Origin of the sequence: Mesorhizobium japonicum MAFF 303099 (assembly GCF_000009625.1) — a bacterium.
Taxonomy (GTDB): domain Bacteria; phylum Pseudomonadota; class Alphaproteobacteria; order Rhizobiales; family Rhizobiaceae; genus Mesorhizobium; species Mesorhizobium japonicum.
The window spans coordinates 4,472,390-4,487,587 of sequence record NC_002678.2 but is presented as its reverse complement, the minus strand read 5'-3'; the positions used below and the strand labels follow the sequence as shown (position 1 = coordinate 4,487,587).

The window sequence follows — 15,198 nt, the reverse complement described above, 5'->3', positions numbered from 1 at the left end:
TTACATAAATTAGACGGACCGCGCCGCCACGGGTTAAAGAAGCCCGGCCAAAGCTCTTTTCAAGCCGGTCGGGCAATGCGGTCAGGGAAACGGAAAACAGACCGTGTTCAGCTCGCAAGGCTGGCCAGCGCCCACACCATCAGAGGCGAATCCGGATACGTCAGCAGCCCGCCAAGGCCGAGCGCGATCCCGTAGGGAATCCCGACCGACTCTTCCGCGAAATGGCGCAGGAACGGATTGCGGCCGGTGATAACCGCCAGCGGCGACTTCCGGTAAAGCAGGATGGCAATCGTCAGCAGGCCACCGATGAGTGTCGAGACAACAAGGTATTCGACGAGATGGATGTTCAACCCCATCCACACGGCTGTTGCGGCCAGCAGCTTGGCGTCGCCGCCCCCCATGCCACCCATTGCGAACAGGCCGAACGTCACGGCTAGGACTAGGGCGCCGGCGGCGAAATGCCAACCATAGGCCGCCCATTCCATACCCGTCAGCGGCGCGACCAGCGCGAACACGACGACAAGCAGCACCGACACGCGATTGGCAATTGTCATCGACAGCATGTCGGAGATCGCTGCAAACAGCATGCAGAACGGAAAGACGACGAAGATCAGGGCTTCAAGCATCGGCGCCATGCCTATTGTTCACGGGCTCAATCTAGAATGGATCGATTAACGATTGATGAGGTCTGGATGAACACGCGGCTCTGTCGGCCGCGACATCGACAAGCAACAATAAACAAGGGCCGCCCATGGGCGGCCCTTGTCCGAAAGACAATCTGAACGTTCAGCAATAAGCAGATTAGCTGCCGCTTGAGTTCAGGGTGGTCCCGATGTTGGTGAACTTGGAATTGATTGCATTGCCGAGGGCGCCGGCGCCGGTGATGATGGCGAGCGCGATGAGGGCGGCGATCAGACCATATTCGATAGCGGTCGCGCCGGATTCGTCCTTCACGAAACGTGCAAAAAGGTTAGACATTCGAGAGCTCCTACTCCACGTGTTACAGCACTTCCGTCAACTTCTGTGATGGTTGATCGGATGCTGCCAATCTAGGGAGAAGCTCTTTCGATCGGCTTAATAAACAGCCTTACCGATTCCTTTCCCGGCTCGAACGGAATGCGTGGTTAACTCGATGCTAAGTGCTGGCTAATGTACTGTTTCCCAGGCCAATGCCGCAAAAGGCAAGGGCTTTGGGAAAGCTTGTGACCGGCGCGGATCCAGCCATGTGAGCAGCCACGGCGATTGCCGCATCCGGCGCCGGCAAGCCGACTTAACCGTTGGTTCACCAATCTCGTTCATGTTCCGTTGAACAGTTGCTTGCGGGAGCGCATCGATGGCCGTGCAGAGATCCTCAATCCTGATTGCCGTGCTTCTTGCCGCCACGAGTTTGATCACGCCGGCCAGGGCCGCCGCCGATATCGAAGTCACCATGAACCAGGCCAAGATCGTGAAGTTGTCGCGTCCCGCCGACACAATCGTCGTCGGCAACCCGGCAATCGCCGATGCCTCCGTCCAGGACGCCTCGACGATCGTGCTCACCGGCAAGGGTTTCGGTGTCACCAATCTCGTCGTTCTCGACCAGGAGGGCAGCCCGATCGTCGACGCGCAGGTTACCGTCGTGCGGCAGGCAGCCTCGTCGGTTCGCATTTACCGGCGCGCCGAGGTCCAGACCATGTCTTGCACGCCCTATTGCGAAAGCTCCTACAAGAGCGAGGCTGAAAAATCCTCCGAGGCCGAGATGAGCGTAAGCAAATAGGCTGTGCGGCCCCGGCAGCCCGTCCAGGTTACCGGCCGGTTAAGGCGCCCGCGCCGACTTTAACGATCATTCAAACCGGGCCTCAATTGGTTTGCGCTAATACCTGTCGGAACCGTCCAGGGGTGGCAGGAACAGCATATGGGCAACGAAATCGGCTCGACAGGTCAGCACAAGGCGGAGCGCGCCGGGTTTCTGGCGCGCTTCGTTCGCAATCGCCGTGGCAGCACCGCTATCGAATTCTCGATACTTGCATTGCCGTTCGCCCTCCTCGTATTCGCCATCCTCGAAAGCTGCATCTCGTTTGCCGGCCAGGAGGTGATGGCCAACATCACCGACGATGTCGCGCGCCAGTTGCGCACCGGCCAGTTGCGGCCGGCCGATGTCGCCGGGAACAAATTGACGACCCTGATCTGCGGCAAGCTGCAGATCATCGTCTCCACGGATTGCCCGCAACAGCTGCTCGTGGATCTTCGCGAGTATCCGACTTTCGCGGACGCGGCCACCGCGACCTTCAAGATCCAGAACGGCGATGTCGTGCTGATGCAAGGCACGAACTCACAGACTTTCGCAAACACGCCTGGCCTGGCGGAATCGAAGAACATGCTGCGGGTCTTCTACAAATGGCCTGTCATGACCGATCTGATGGCCAAGTCCATGGCCAATCTGAGTGGTGGCAGGACGCTGCATTTTGCTTCGGTGACCTGGCAGAACGAGCCGTTCGGCAATTGAGTTCGAAACGACCAACAAGAAAAAAGGCAAATGCCATGATGCGTGCGGGGGCACATCTGAAAATTGCGGAGTCCTGGAACAGGGCGATCGGATTCTGGTCTGATCGCAAGGGCGTCGCGGCGGTCGAGTTCGCTCTTATCGTTCCGATCCTGCTGATCATGTACTTCATGACCATGGAGGCTTCGCAGGCCATCGAGACCAGCAAGAAGGTCAGCCGCATCGGCAGCATGGTTGCCGATCTCGTCACGCAACAGCCGACCATCGTCAAGGCGGATCTCGACGCCATTATGAAAATCGGCACCTCGACCATTCAGCCCTACAACCGATCGACGCCGAACATCACCATCACGGCGATACAGGTCACCACCGATACACCGCCCAAGGTCCTGGTGGTGTGGTCGCGCCAGGTTGCCAATGGCGTCTATAGTGCCGCGGCCGCCGCGGGCACCACCACGACGGTTCCGGCAACGCTCAAGGTGGCCGGCACCTTCCTCATCCGTGTCGACAGCAATCTGAGCTATACGCCGATCATCGGCTGGACGACGGACACCCAACAAAAGCTTGGACTGACCAAATCCCTCACCACGACGATCCCGATGGGCGAGACCTACTATCTGCGTCCGCGCAGAAGCCTGACCATCCCCTGCGGCGATTGCTGAAGACTTTTACTGGTGGCCACTATCCGCCGACAGCAGGCGCACGATGGCTTGCGCCGTCGCGTAGTCCCTTGGCGCCACGGTCAGAAAGCCGCCGGAGTGTTTCGATTCCAGGAGATCGTAGACATCCGGCGTCGTCGATTTGAGGTTGGTGAGGAACACGGTCAGCCGGCGCCTGGCTTCCGGGTCGAGATCGCTGCGCACGGCATGGGGACCGTATCGCAGCAGGCTCGACATCCACACCACCTGGAGAGCCGACGGCGAAAGGCCAGCCGCTTCGAGCCTGGCCTGCGTGCCGCCGGATAGCAGCGGCTGGCCGTCGGCCGCTGCCCTCACCCAGCCGAACGTGGCGTCGGCATGGCCGTCGACAAGCATGGTTTCCGCAGCAGAGGCCGTATCGGCATGGATCAGAAACGGGGCATCCTCGGCGATCTCAGCGTGTTCGGCGGCCAGCTCCGCCAGCGGCAAAAGCGAGCCCCCGACGCTGTCTGGCGGCGGCATGGCGATCCGGTGCGTCTCCATCGCCGCCAGGCCTGACAGCTTGCCGTCCCGGGTCAGCAGCACGGAGCGGATGCCGACCGCACCATCGGAATCGACCGGAGCCACAAGCGGCTCGATGCATCCACAACGCTGCAGCGCCGTCGCGTAGGCCGTCGCCGAATAGATGGCGTACTCGATCCGGGCGTTGGCCTGTGCCTCGATCAGTGCCGCGTAATCGCGCGCAACGACGAACTCCACCTTCATGCCAAGCGCATTGGTAAAGGATTGCGTCAACAGCGCCAGTCCCGGAACGGTGTTGCCGGCGCCGGGTTCGGCGACGATGCCTATGCGGAATGTGCCGATATCGTCGCGCCAGTCGGCCCGCGCCGGACCACAGCAGAGCGCGCCATGCATGACCACAAGGGCTGCGCACGCCTTCAGCGCGGGGTTCATGACAAGACCGTCCTGCGTTTCCTTCGATCCATGCCCAAGCCCGGTGCGTCGTGACGCTTCATATCTCGGATTGTGCCTGTCGTCGTTGACCCAAAACCGCCGTGAACTTTTCGGGCGACATGGACTCTTGGTTTGTCCATGTCGTTACCCCAAAACCGCCGTGCACTTTTGGGCGACATGGACTCTTGGTTCGTCCATGTCGTTACCCCAAAACCGCCGTGCACTTTTGGGCGACATGGACTGGACTATCGCGCCAAGCCGTTGCCGTTTGGTTTCCGAATTGCCAATGCCGCCTTGGAACCCTATGTCTGGGCGTCCAAACTGGCAACAATGACCCGATGGCGCGCGCTTTCCTCTTCGTCCTGGACTCTTTCGGCATCGGTGGTGCGGCCGACGCCGAACGTTATGGCGACGCCGGCGCCAACACGCTTGCGCATATCGCCGAAGCTTGCGCCGAAGGGCGCGCGGATCGCGAGCGGCTTCGACAAGGGCCGCTGTTTGTCCCGCACATGGCATCGCTCGGGCTTGGCAAGGCAGCGGAGACGGCGACAGGGTTGGGTTTTGCCCATTTCGGGACGGATCTGATCGCCAATGCCTTCCATGGCGCGGCGCAGGAAGTTTCGAGCGGCAAGGACACCCCCTCCGGCCACTGGGAGATCGCCGGGCTGCCGGTGCGTTTCGACTGGGGGTACTTCCCGGATACGGTTCCGGCCTTTCCGGCCGATCTGACCGCGGCGATGATCCGCGAGGGCGAGGTGCCGGGCATTCTCGGCAACTGCCATGCGCCGGGCACCGAGATCATCGAACGGTTCGGCGAGGAACACATCCGCACCGGCAAGCCGATCTGTTACACCTCCGTCGACTCGGTCCTGCAGATCGCCGCGCATGAAGTCCATTTCGGGTTGGATCGGCTTTATGAATTCTGTCAGGTGGTGCGCCGGCTGGTTGATCCGCTCAGAATCGGGCGCGTGATCGCACGGCCGTTCGTCGGCGAGACCGCCGCCACCTTCCAGCGGACCTACAATCGCCATGACTATGCCGTGCCACCGCCGGAGCCGACCTTGCTTGACCGGCTGACGGCGCGGGGAAGCCGCGTCATCGCCGTCGGTAAGATCGGCGACATCTTCGCCCATCGCGGGATTTCGGAAGTGCGCAAGGCCGCCGGCAACATGGCCATGTTCGACAAGGCGCTTGGTGCGATGGACGATGCCGGCGACGGCGATCTCGTTTTCGCCAATTTCGTCGATTTCGACACCGAATTCGGCCATCGCCGCGACGTCGCCGGCTATGCAGCCGCGCTCGAGGCCTTCGACCGACGGCTGCCGGAAGCATTCGCGAGGCTGCGGCAAGGCGACCTTCTCATCCTGACGGCCGACCACGGCAATGATCCGACCTGGCGAGGGACCGATCACACGCGTGAACGCATCCCGGTGATCGGCATGGGACCGGGTCTGGCAGGTGGCGACATCGGACTGAGAACGACATTCGCCGATATCGGCGAGACCGTCGCCGAACACCTCGGGCTGGCGCCCGGCCGCCACGGCACTTCTTTCCATGCGATGATTGGCGGCCATGCCTGAATTACCCGAAGTCGAAACGGTCCGGCGTGGCCTGCAGCCGGTCCTGGAAGGTGCCCGTCTGACCAGGGTCGAGGCGCGAAGGCCAGACCTGCGGTTCCCCTTTCCCGAACGGTTTTCGGAAAGGCTGACCGGCAAGACCATCACGGCGCTCGGTCGCCGGGCCAAATATCTGACCATGCATGTGCAGGACGGCCCGGTGCTTATCTGCCATCTCGGCATGTCGGGATCCTTTCGCATCGAGACCGACGACGACGGCGAGACACCTGGCGTGTTCCACCACGAGCGCTCGAAAAGCACGGCGCACGACCATGTCGTGTTCGATGTCGTCGCCGCCGACGGCGCCCGGTCCCGCGTGATCTTCAACGACCCGCGCCGCTTCGGTTTCATGCTGTTTGCGGAAGGATCGCCGGAGACGCATCCAATGCTGGCCGGACTGGGCGTGGAGCCAACGGGCAATACGCTGGACGGCGTGCTGCTCGCCTCGTTGCTGAAAGGTCGCGGATCGCCGCTAAAGGCAGCACTTCTTGACCAGAAGCTGATCGCGGGACTTGGCAATATTTATGTCTCGGAGGCGCTTTGGCGCGCCGGCCTGTCGCCTTTGCGCGAGGCGGGCACCATCGCCAGGCCGAGCAAGAAGGCCAGACAACAAAGCGAACGCCTGGCCGAGGCGATCCGTTCGGTCATATCGGATGCCATCGCCGCCGGCGGGTCGTCGCTGCGCGACTACATGCACACCGACGGATCGCTGGGCTATTTCCAGCATTCTTTCGCCGTCTACGACCGCGAGGGCGAGCCCTGCCCGAAGCCCGGCTGCGGCGGACATATCGAGCGCGTCGTGCAGAGCGGACGCTCGACCTTCTATTGCCGGACGTGTCAGAGCTGAGTTAGACCGACGCAAGCGAGGAGAAGCAGCCATGGCCTATGAAACGATCATCACCGAGACACGCGGCAAGGTCGGGCTGGTCACGCTGAACCGGCCAAAGGCGCTCAATGCGCTGAACCTTCAGCTTCTCGCCGAACTGGTCGCGGCCGTGAAGGACTTCGACGCCGATGCCGGCATCGGCGCGGTGGTCATTACCGGTTCGGACAAGGCCTTTGCCGCCGGCGCCGACATCAAGGAGATGCAAGCAATCTCCTTTGCGGACGCCTATTTGCAGGACCTGTTCGTCGGCTGGGAAGACCTGACGCGGGTGCGGAAACCCGTTATCGCCGCGGTGGCCGGCTATGCGCTCGGCGGCGGGTGCGAGCTGGCGATGATGTGCGACTTTATCATTGCCGCTGACACGGCCAAATTCGGCCAGCCCGAAATCACGCTCGGCGTCATTCCCGGCATGGGCGGATCGCAACGCCTGACCAGGTTTGTCGGCAAGTCTAAGGCGATGGACATGTGCCTGACCGGACGGATGATGGATGCAGCGGAAGCCGAGCGCTCGGGCCTGGTGTCGCGGGTCGTGCCCGCCGCCGAGCTTGTCGAGGAGGCGGTCAAGGCGGCGGCCAAGATCGCCGATTTCTCGCTGCCCTCGGTGATGATGGCGAAGGAAGCCGTCAACCGTTCCTATGAGACGACGCTGACCGAGGGATTGCGGTTCGAACGTCGTCTGTTCCACTCGCTTTTCGCGCTCGAAGACCAGAAGGAAGGCATGGCGGCCTTCGCCGAAAAGCGGAAGCCGAATTTCGCCAATCGGTAGAGCCTTGCCCGCCCGCGACGGAAACCCTGTGGCGCGGGCCAAAAAGAACGCCAGGCAGCGTTGACGCGCCGGAAAAGCTGAACTATAAGCCGCACCAACCGAGGCGGCCCTGTGGCTGCCCGTTTGTTTTTTGCGTCCTGCGGCATGCCGCGTGCGCCGACCAGATCAGAAGAGAGGCATCATGGCCAACACATCCTCGGCCAAAAAGGCAACGCGCAAGATCGCCCGCCGAGCGGCGATCAACAAGAACCGCCGCTCGCGCGTGCGCACCTATGTCCGCCAGGTCGAGGAGGCGCTCGCTTCCGGCGACAAGGCTGCCGCGCAGGCCGCCTTCAAGGCCGCCGAGCCGGAGTTGATGCGTGCCGCGACCAAGGGCGTCATCCACAAGAACACTGCGTCCCGCAAGGTGTCGCGCCTGGCCGCACGGCTCAAGGTGCTGTCGGCCTAACATCGCTATACAGACTAGCTTGTCTAAAACCCGGCCGATCGCGCCGGGTTTTTTTCGTTTGCCGGCAAGTACTTAAAAAGAATGCTCGGAAACGGCACCCAAGGCGGATCCCAAGCTTCCAAATGCTTTGCCGGCACATACATGCCTACTGATGGTTGATATGCTTAAAAAGTGTCGCCTCGGAAGTTCCTGACTATCAGAAATAAGCTATATTTTTCAGATACTTACCCATGGTCATCCACAGCCTGTCCACAGCACCCCAGGGGGACGGGAGGACAACTGGCTGTCAAGCGAATTATTTCAGAATATTTCGTATCGGCCCGGCTTTTTCATATTCGCCGGAAAAGGGTTTGAATCACAATGGCTTTGTCAAAATATACCGCTGCAGCATGGCGCCCGAAGGCGCCGGAGGTAACCAGATTCCTTAAAAATCCGTTAGACGTGGCCTTGCCCTATCCACAACGATTTCGGTAATGTCGATCCATCGAAAGGGACGGGCCGCTGGCCCTAACCCAGCCTGACGCAGCCAGCTTAAATTGGCGGGATTTGCGACGCGGATCAAGTCCGCGGACGGCTTTGGTTTGCTCTTTTTCGATACGGTAGGGGACTGGCGTAACGAGACATGGCAGGTTGACAGCGCGCCGGCGTTTTTCGCCGGACGATGTCGTATTGCCCTGACATACCCAACGCGGACTGGCTTCCATGGGCCGGCACCGGTTCCCTCCGGATAGTGGCGACGTCCATTGCCTGCGGCGGCAAAGGGCATCGTAGCGAAGACAAAGTCGCTGGAAACAAGGATGCAGGAGGCGCATCCCCAGCGAAAAAACAGGTACTAGAAAGACAAGGAACTCGATCATGCAGAGCGGCATCGAAAGGGAGCTTACGGGCGACCTCCCATTTCCTGGAACTTTGATCGGAGCAAACGAGATGGCGGTCTCCAGCGACGCGGAACAGAAGTTCGACCGGGTCAAGACCCAGTTGAAGGCGCGTCTGGGAGCTGAAGTCTATTCGAGCTGGTTCGGCCGCATGAAGGTCGCGGAAGCGTCCAAGGGCATTGTCCGCATCTCGGTCCCCACCGCGTTCCTGCGCTCGTGGATCAATGGTCATTATCTCGACCTCATCTCCGAACTGTGGAAGCAGGAGGATGCCGATCTCCTCAAGATCGAGATCGTGGTGCGCACGGCCACCCGTCAGGGGCGCAGCCATGCCGAACCGGAGTTGGCGCCGGCGCGCAAGATGACACGCCAGACGCAGACGGCGCTGGCCGCCGGCACTGTAAGCCCCGGCAGGGTGGAACGGCCTCCCGTGCCGCGCCCGGGTGCGGCGGTCGAGAGCGAGTTCCGCCACAATGTGCTGGGGTCACCGCTTGATCCGCGCTACACGTTCGGCTCCTTCATCGAGGGGCCGTCGAACCGGGTGGCCTTCGCCGCCGCCAAGGCCGTGGCGGAATCGCAGTCGAGCGCCGTGCGCTTCAATCCGCTTTTCCTGCACGCGACCGTCGGGCTCGGCAAGACCCACCTCCTGCAGGCCATCGCGGCGGAATCGCTGAAGCAGAACCCGAAGTCCCGCGTCGTCTATCTCACCGCGGAGTATTTCATGTGGCGCTTCGCCACGGCGATCCGCGACAACAACGCGCTGACGCTCAAGGAGCAACTGCGCGACATCGACCTCCTGATCATCGACGACATGCAGTTCCTGCAGGGCAAGTCGATCCAGCATGAATTCTGCCATTTGATCAACATGCTGCTCGACAGCGCCAAGCAGGTCGTTGTCGCCGCCGACCGGCCGCCGTCCGAGCTGGAATCGCTCGAGCCGCGCGTCCGCTCGCGCCTCAATGGCGGCGTCGCGCTTGAAATGTCGGCGCCTGATTTCGCCATGCGCCTCGGCATGCTCAAACTGCGCCTGGCCACGGCCAGGATCGACGACGCATCGCTCGACATTTCCGACGAGATCCTCAATCACGTCGCCCGCACCGTGACCGGCAGCGGACGCGAACTGGAGGGCGCCTTCAATCAGCTGCTGTTCCGGCAGTCGTTCGAGCCGCAGATCACCATCGATCGTATCGACGAGATCCTCGGCCACATCTATCGCACCGGCGAGCCGAAGCGGGTCCGTATCGAGGATATCCAGCGCATCGTGGCGCGCCACTACAATGTGTCGAAGACCGAATTGCTGTCCAATCGGCGCACGCGCACCATCGTCAAGCCGAGGCAGGTCGCCATGTACCTGTCGAAGGTGATGACGCCGCGCTCCCTGCCCGAAATCGGACGGCGCTTCGGCGGCCGCGACCACACCACGGTTCTGCATGCCGTGCGCAAGATCGAGGACCTTTCCGGCAACGACAACACGCTGGCCCAGGAACTCGAGCTGTTGCGGCGGCTGATCAACGACCAGGCCTGACCGGTCCAGAACAGGCAAGCCGGAACTGCGCTAGAATTCAATGGCTTGCCTGCCCAGCGATGAGCCCGAAATGGGCTCGCGGTATCGGCCGGCGACGATCCGGATTCCGGATTCAGCACACCGGCTGGCGGTCTTCGCGGCGTTTATCCCCAGAAAGCCCGCGCAGCCGGCCCGAACCGGTGTCGCGGGCTTGCGTTTGCGGGCTTTTTCCTGTCAGTTTACGCAGATTCTGAGCCTGTTCAGACCTTTCGCGGGGCGCCGCCAGCCGGAGACCCGCTCATCCTTTCAAGCGAGCCTGTTTCGTCATGCGTGTTATCCTGGAACGGTCAAATCTCCTGAAGTCGCTCAACCACGTCCACCGTGTGGTCGAACGGCGCAACACGATACCGATCCTGTCCAATGTGCTGCTCAGCGCCGAAGGCGCCAGCCTGGAAATGAAGGCCACCGACCTCGACCTGGAGGTGACCGAAGCAACGCCCGCCAAGGTGGAGCGTGGCGGGGCGACGACGGTTCCCGCGCATCTGCTCTACGACATCGTGCGCAAGCTCTCGGACGGCGCCGAGGTGATGCTGAAGACGGACGAGGACGGCAACGCCATGACGGTGACGTCGGGCCGCTCGAGCTTCCGCCTGCAGTGCCTGCCGCAATCCGACTTCCCCGAACTTTCGGCCGGATCGTTCTCGCATATCTTCCGGCTCGACTCGGTTGCCCTGAAGGGTCTGATCGAGAAGACGCAGTTCGCCATTTCCACCGAGGAGACGCGCTACTATCTCAACGGCATTTACCTGCACACGCATGAAGTCGGCGGCAAGCTGAAGCTGCGCTCGGTGGCGACCGACGGCCACCGCCTGGCGCGCGCCGAAATCGACGCGCCGGCGGGTTCCGAAGGCATGCCGGGCATCATCATTCCGCGCAAGACGGTGAGCGAGCTGCAGAAACTGGTCGACGATCCGGATGTCGCCGTGACCACCGAACTGTCCGATACCAAGATCCGCTTCACCATCGGCAGCGTGGTCCTGACCTCGAAACTAATCGACGGCACCTTCCCCGATTATCAGCGGGTCATTCCGACCGGCAACGACAAGAAGCTGATCCTCGACCGCCAGAGCTTTGCCGCAGCGGTCGATCGCGTCTCGACCATTTCCTCCGAACGCGGCCGCGCGGTGAAGCTTTCGATCAGCGAAGGCCAGGTGACGCTTGCGGTCAACAACCCGGATTCCGGCAGCGCCACCGAGGAACTGGCGGCCGATTACTCGTCCGACCCGATCGAGATCGGCTTCAACGCCAAATATTTGCTGGATGTCGCCGCCCAGCTCACCGGTACGGAAGCCAAATTCATGCTGGCCGATGCCGGTTCGCCGACGCTGATCCACGACATGGCCGACGAGACCGCGCTTTACGTGCTGATGCCGATGCGGGTGTAGCCGGCGCTGCATCATCGATCCGGCTCTGCGACAGGACCGGCGGCAAGGACAATGGTTGCGGCACTTCTACAGGCGGATAGCGGTTGCCGGCACAGACTCATATAAGTAAGCTTACACTTACGAATTTCCGCAACTATGCGGCGCTGGCGATCGATCTCGCCCCGGGCGCCGTCGTGTTTTCCGGCGACAATGGCGCCGGCAAGACCAACCTCCTCGAAGCGATTTCCCTTCTGACGCCCGGGCGTGGCCTGCGCCGTGCCCCTTACGCCGATGTCGCGCGCGAAGGCGGCGATGGCGGCTTTGCGCTGCATGCCCGGCTCGACGGCCCCGACGGCCAGGTCGAGATCGGCACGGGCATTTCGGTTGGCGAGGGCGAAGGCGGCAGGCGGGTTCGCATCAACGGCGCGACCGCCCGATCGGCCGAAGACATGCTGGAATGGCTGCGCGTGGTGTGGCTGACGCCGGCCATGGATGCGCTGTTCACCGGACCGGCCGCGGATCGCCGGCGCTTTCTCGACCGACTGGTGCTGGCGATCGATCCCGGCCACGGCCAGCGTGCCCTCGACTACGAAAAGGCGATGCGTGGCCGTAATCGCCTGCTTACGGATGGGTCCCGGGATGATCGCTGGTTCGAGGCGATCGAGACGCAGATGGCCGAAACCGGCGTCGCCATTGCGGCGGCGCGCGCCGAACTGGTGCGCCTGCTCGCCGCCATGATCGACAGGCTGCCCGACACGGGACCGTTCCCGCAGGCCGACATCAGCCTTTCGGGCGATCTGGAAGCCGAGGTTTCCAGTGCGCCGGCGGTCGATGTCGAGGAGCGGTTCCGCCGCGCGCTCGCTGGTGGCCGTGATCGCGATCGCGCCGCGGGGCGAACGCTCGAAGGCCCGCACCGCTCCGATCTCCTGGTGCGGCATCGGCCCAAGGCGATGCCGGCCGAGCTTTGTTCGACCGGCGAGCAGAAGGCCTTGCTGGTCGGCATCGTGCTCTCGCACGCGCGGCTGACCGGCGAGATGTCCGGCATGACGCCGATACTGCTGCTCGACGAGATCGCCGCCCATCTCGACGGCGGGCGGCGGGCGGCGCTGTTCTCGATCCTCGAGGAGTTGAACTGCCAGGCCTTCATGACGGGGACCGATGCCGCGCTGTTTTCCAGCCTCATGGGGCGTGCGCAGTTCCTGACCGTCGACCATGGCACGGTTGGGCCAACCGAAGACGCCTGACAAGGTTTTTCGGCCGCTGTATTGTCCTGATATGACCACCACGCTCACCGCCGACGAGATCGAACGCTATGCCCGCCACATCGTGCTGCCGGAGGTCGGCGGTGCGGGCCAACAGAAGCTCAAGCAGGCGCGCGTTCTGGTGATCGGCGCCGGCGGGCTGGGCGCGCCGGTGCTCGAATACCTTGCGGCGGCCGGCGTCGGCACGCTCGGCATTGTCGACGACGACACTGTGTCGCTCTCCAATTTGCAGCGTCAGGTCATCCACGCCACCGATGCGGTCGGCAAGCTGAAAACCGATAGCGCCAGGGCGGCAATCGCCCACATCAATCCCAACACCGCGGTCGAGACGCACACATTCCGGCTGAGCGCGGACAACGCCCCTGCCCTCGTGACCCGCTATGACATAGTGGTCGACGGTTCGGACAATTTCGAGACCCGTTACACGGTGGCCGACGCCTGTGCGAGCGCGCGTAAACCCCTGGTGCATGCCGCCGTCGGCCGCTTCGACGGCTCAGTGACGGTGCTGAAGCCTTTCGAGGTCGGCAAGGATGGCAAGCCTAATCCGGGGTACCGCGATCTCTTTCCCGAAGCCCCACCGCCGGGCCTTGTGCCGTCCTGCGCCGAGGCCGGGGTGCTTGGCGCGCTGACCGGCGTCGTCGGCACGCTGCAGGCGATGGAGGCGATCAAGCTGATCACCGGCATTGGCGAGCCGCTGATCGGCCGACTGCTGCTCTACGATGCGCTCGCCGCACGCTTCGAAACGATCCGCTACAGCAGACGCTGACCTTGGAGCGGACCATGCCCCTTACAATCGACCGCATTCCGGCCGATTTCGGCCGCTGGGACGAGGTGCTTGCCTTGATCATGCATGCCTTCGCCTTCATGGACGGCGTCATCGACCCGCCGTCCTCGGCTCACCTGCTCACCGTCGACACACTGCGCGACAAGGCCTTGCGCGAGACCGGCTTCGTGGCTCTCGACGGCGGCAGCATCGTCGGCTGCGTCTTTGCCCAGGAAAGGGCCGACGACTTTTATGTCGGCAAGCTCGCCGTTGCCCCGGACAGACAGGGGCGAGGCATTGGCCGGCGGCTGATGCAGGTGGTCGAACGTCTCGCGCTCGACCACGGCAAGGCGGTGTTGGAGTTGCAGACGCGCATCGAGCTCACCGGAAATCACGCCACCTTTGCCCGCCTTGGCTTTCATGAAACCAGCCGGACGGCGCATGAGGGCTACGCTAGGCCGACTTCGATCACCATGCGCAAGGCTCTTTCGTAAGCCTTGGCTTGCATTTGAAGAACCAAGAGGGGCGCGCCGCCGCGATACCGTCAGGTTCTGAGCGGCAGCACGCGATCCGGCGGACGGTGACCGTCAACGAAGGCACGGATGTTGATGATGACCTTCTCGCCCATGTCGATGCGGCCCTCAAGCGTGGCCGAGCCCATATGCGGCAAAAGCACGACCTTGTGCCTGGCGGCGAGCTTGAGCAGCTTGGCATTGAGCGCCGGCTCGTGCTCGTAGACGTCAAGGCCGGCGCCGGCGATCTTGCCGTCCTGGATCAGTTTGACCAGCGCTTCCTCGTCGATGATGTCGCCACGCGCGGTGTTGACGACATAGGCCGTCGGCTGCAGCAGCGCCAGCCGCCGCGCCGACAGAAGATGGAAGGTCGCGGGCGTCGACGGACAATTGACCGAGATGATGTCCATGCGGGCCAGCATCTGGTCGAGGCTCTCCCAATAGGTCGCCTCCAGCCCATCCTCGACCGCCGGCAAAACGCGATGGCGGTTGTGATAGTGGATGGAAAGGCCGAAAGCCTTGGCCCGCCGCGCGACGGCCGTACCGATGCGACCCATGCCGACAATGCCGAGCCGCTTGCCCCAGATGCGCCGGCCAAGCATCCAGGTCGGCGACCAGCCGGCCCATTTCTTGTCGCCGGTGAGCACATTGGCGCCCTCCGCGAGGCGGCGCGGCACCGCCAGCATCAGCGCCATGGTCATGTCAGCGGTATCTTCGGTCAGCACGTTGGGCGTGTTGGTGACGGTGATGCCCTTCTTGGCGGCCGCCGCCACGTCGATCTTGTCGACGCCGTTGCCGAAATTGGCGATCAGCTTGAGGTTGTCGCCGGCCTGGGCGATCAGCGCCGCGTCGATCTGGTCGGTCACCGTCGGCACCAGCACGTCGGCTTCCTTGACCGCGGCGACCAGTTCCGGCTGCGTCATCGGTCTGTCCTCGACATTCAGCCTGGCGTCGAACAGCTCGCGCATGCGGGTCTCGACCGGGTCGGGCAGCTTTCGCGTGATGACCACGAGAGGCTTCTTTTTGCCTACCATTGTTTCCCTCGTTGAGACCTCTTTAACCAAGACC

16 protein-coding genes are annotated in these 15,198 nt (G+C 62.7%); 12 read left to right on the top strand and 4 right to left on the bottom strand.

Annotated elements, in window-relative coordinates:
• Nucleotides 1-107: 107 nt before the first annotated feature.
• Nucleotides 108-626, bottom strand: a complete 519-nt coding sequence (locus MAFF_RS22905; protein WP_032934014.1) for an A24 family peptidase — start codon at nt 624-626, stop codon at nt 108-110.
• A gap of 175 nt (nt 627-801) precedes the next feature.
• Nucleotides 802-978: a Flp family type IVb pilin gene (locus MAFF_RS22900; protein WP_010913350.1), complete on the bottom strand. Its 177-nt coding sequence runs from the start codon at nt 976-978 to the stop codon at nt 802-804.
• Between the two features lie 355 nt (nt 979-1,333).
• Between MAFF_RS22900 and MAFF_RS22895 the strand changes: the two genes are divergently transcribed.
• From MAFF_RS22895 to MAFF_RS22885, 3 genes are all read left to right on the top strand, one after another.
• A complete protein-coding gene (locus MAFF_RS22895; RefSeq protein WP_044548879.1) occupies nt 1,334-1,756 on the top strand; it encodes a pilus assembly protein N-terminal domain-containing protein in 423 nt (140 codons plus the stop codon).
• Nucleotides 1,757-1,894: 138 nt separating this feature from the next.
• Entirely contained in the window at nt 1,895-2,485 is a 591-nt protein-coding gene (locus MAFF_RS22890) for a TadE/TadG family type IV pilus assembly protein (RefSeq protein ID WP_032932918.1), read from the top strand.
• Nucleotides 2,486-2,520: 35 nt separating this feature from the next.
• Nucleotides 2,521-3,144 (top strand): TadE/TadG family type IV pilus assembly protein, encoded by a 624-nt coding sequence (locus MAFF_RS22885; RefSeq protein WP_044548877.1) that lies wholly within the window; start codon nt 2,521-2,523, stop codon nt 3,142-3,144.
• A 6-nt stretch (nt 3,145-3,150) separates the two neighbouring features.
• On the opposite strand, the gene MAFF_RS22880 is transcribed toward MAFF_RS22885, so the two are convergent.
• A complete protein-coding gene (locus tag MAFF_RS22880; protein ID WP_010913346.1) occupies nt 3,151-4,074 on the bottom strand; it encodes a phosphate/phosphite/phosphonate ABC transporter substrate-binding protein in 924 nt (307 codons plus the stop codon).
• Nucleotides 4,075-4,412: 338 nt separating this feature from the next.
• Between MAFF_RS22880 and MAFF_RS22875 the strand changes: the two genes are divergently transcribed.
• The 9 genes from MAFF_RS22875 to MAFF_RS22835 all read left to right on the top strand — a co-directional run bounded on the left by MAFF_RS22875 (nt 4,413) and on the right by MAFF_RS22835 (nt 14,112).
• Complete coding sequence (locus tag MAFF_RS22875) at nt 4,413-5,654, top strand: phosphopentomutase (RefSeq protein ID WP_010913345.1); 1,242 nt, start codon at nt 4,413-4,415, stop codon at nt 5,652-5,654.
• Nucleotides 5,647-6,537: a bifunctional DNA-formamidopyrimidine glycosylase/DNA-(apurinic or apyrimidinic site) lyase gene (gene mutM, locus MAFF_RS22870; protein WP_010913344.1), complete on the top strand. Its 891-nt coding sequence runs from the start codon at nt 5,647-5,649 to the stop codon at nt 6,535-6,537. Before MAFF_RS22875 ends, mutM begins: the two co-directional genes overlap by 8 nt.
• A 31-nt stretch (nt 6,538-6,568) precedes the next feature.
• Nucleotides 6,569-7,342: an enoyl-CoA hydratase gene (locus MAFF_RS22865; RefSeq protein WP_010913343.1), complete on the top strand. Its 774-nt coding sequence runs from the start codon at nt 6,569-6,571 to the stop codon at nt 7,340-7,342.
• Nucleotides 7,343-7,523: 181 nt separating this feature from the next.
• Nucleotides 7,524-7,790 (top strand): 30S ribosomal protein S20, encoded by a 267-nt coding sequence (gene rpsT / locus MAFF_RS22860; protein ID WP_010913342.1) that lies wholly within the window; start codon nt 7,524-7,526, stop codon nt 7,788-7,790.
• Nucleotides 7,791-8,645: 855 nt separating this feature from the next.
• Entirely contained in the window at nt 8,646-10,190 is a 1,545-nt protein-coding gene (dnaA, locus tag MAFF_RS22855; protein WP_010913341.1) for a chromosomal replication initiator protein DnaA, read from the top strand.
• A 305-nt stretch (nt 10,191-10,495) separates the two neighbouring features.
• On the top strand, nt 10,496-11,614 hold the full coding sequence (gene dnaN, locus MAFF_RS22850) for a DNA polymerase III subunit beta (protein ID WP_010913340.1): 1,119 nt from the start codon (nt 10,496-10,498) through the stop codon (nt 11,612-11,614).
• 83 nt (nt 11,615-11,697) lie between these two features.
• A complete protein-coding gene (gene recF / locus MAFF_RS22845; protein WP_010913339.1) occupies nt 11,698-12,837 on the top strand; it encodes a DNA replication/repair protein RecF in 1,140 nt (379 codons plus the stop codon).
• 31 nt (nt 12,838-12,868) lie between these two features.
• The gene (locus tag MAFF_RS22840) at nt 12,869-13,621 is read left to right on the top strand and encodes a molybdopterin-synthase adenylyltransferase MoeB (protein ID WP_010913338.1); all 753 of its coding nucleotides are present in this window, start codon (nt 12,869-12,871) and stop codon (nt 13,619-13,621) included.
• Nucleotides 13,622-13,635: 14 nt separating this feature from the next.
• A complete protein-coding gene (locus tag MAFF_RS22835) occupies nt 13,636-14,112 on the top strand; it encodes a GNAT family N-acetyltransferase (RefSeq protein ID WP_010913337.1) in 477 nt (158 codons plus the stop codon).
• Between the two features lie 50 nt (nt 14,113-14,162).
• Here the strand turns inward: MAFF_RS22835 and MAFF_RS22830 are convergent, their stop codons facing one another.
• Nucleotides 14,163-15,164, bottom strand: coding sequence for a 2-hydroxyacid dehydrogenase (locus MAFF_RS22830; protein WP_010913336.1), 1,002 nt, complete (start codon nt 15,162-15,164; stop codon nt 14,163-14,165).
• Between the last annotated feature and the right edge of the window lie 34 nt (nt 15,165-15,198).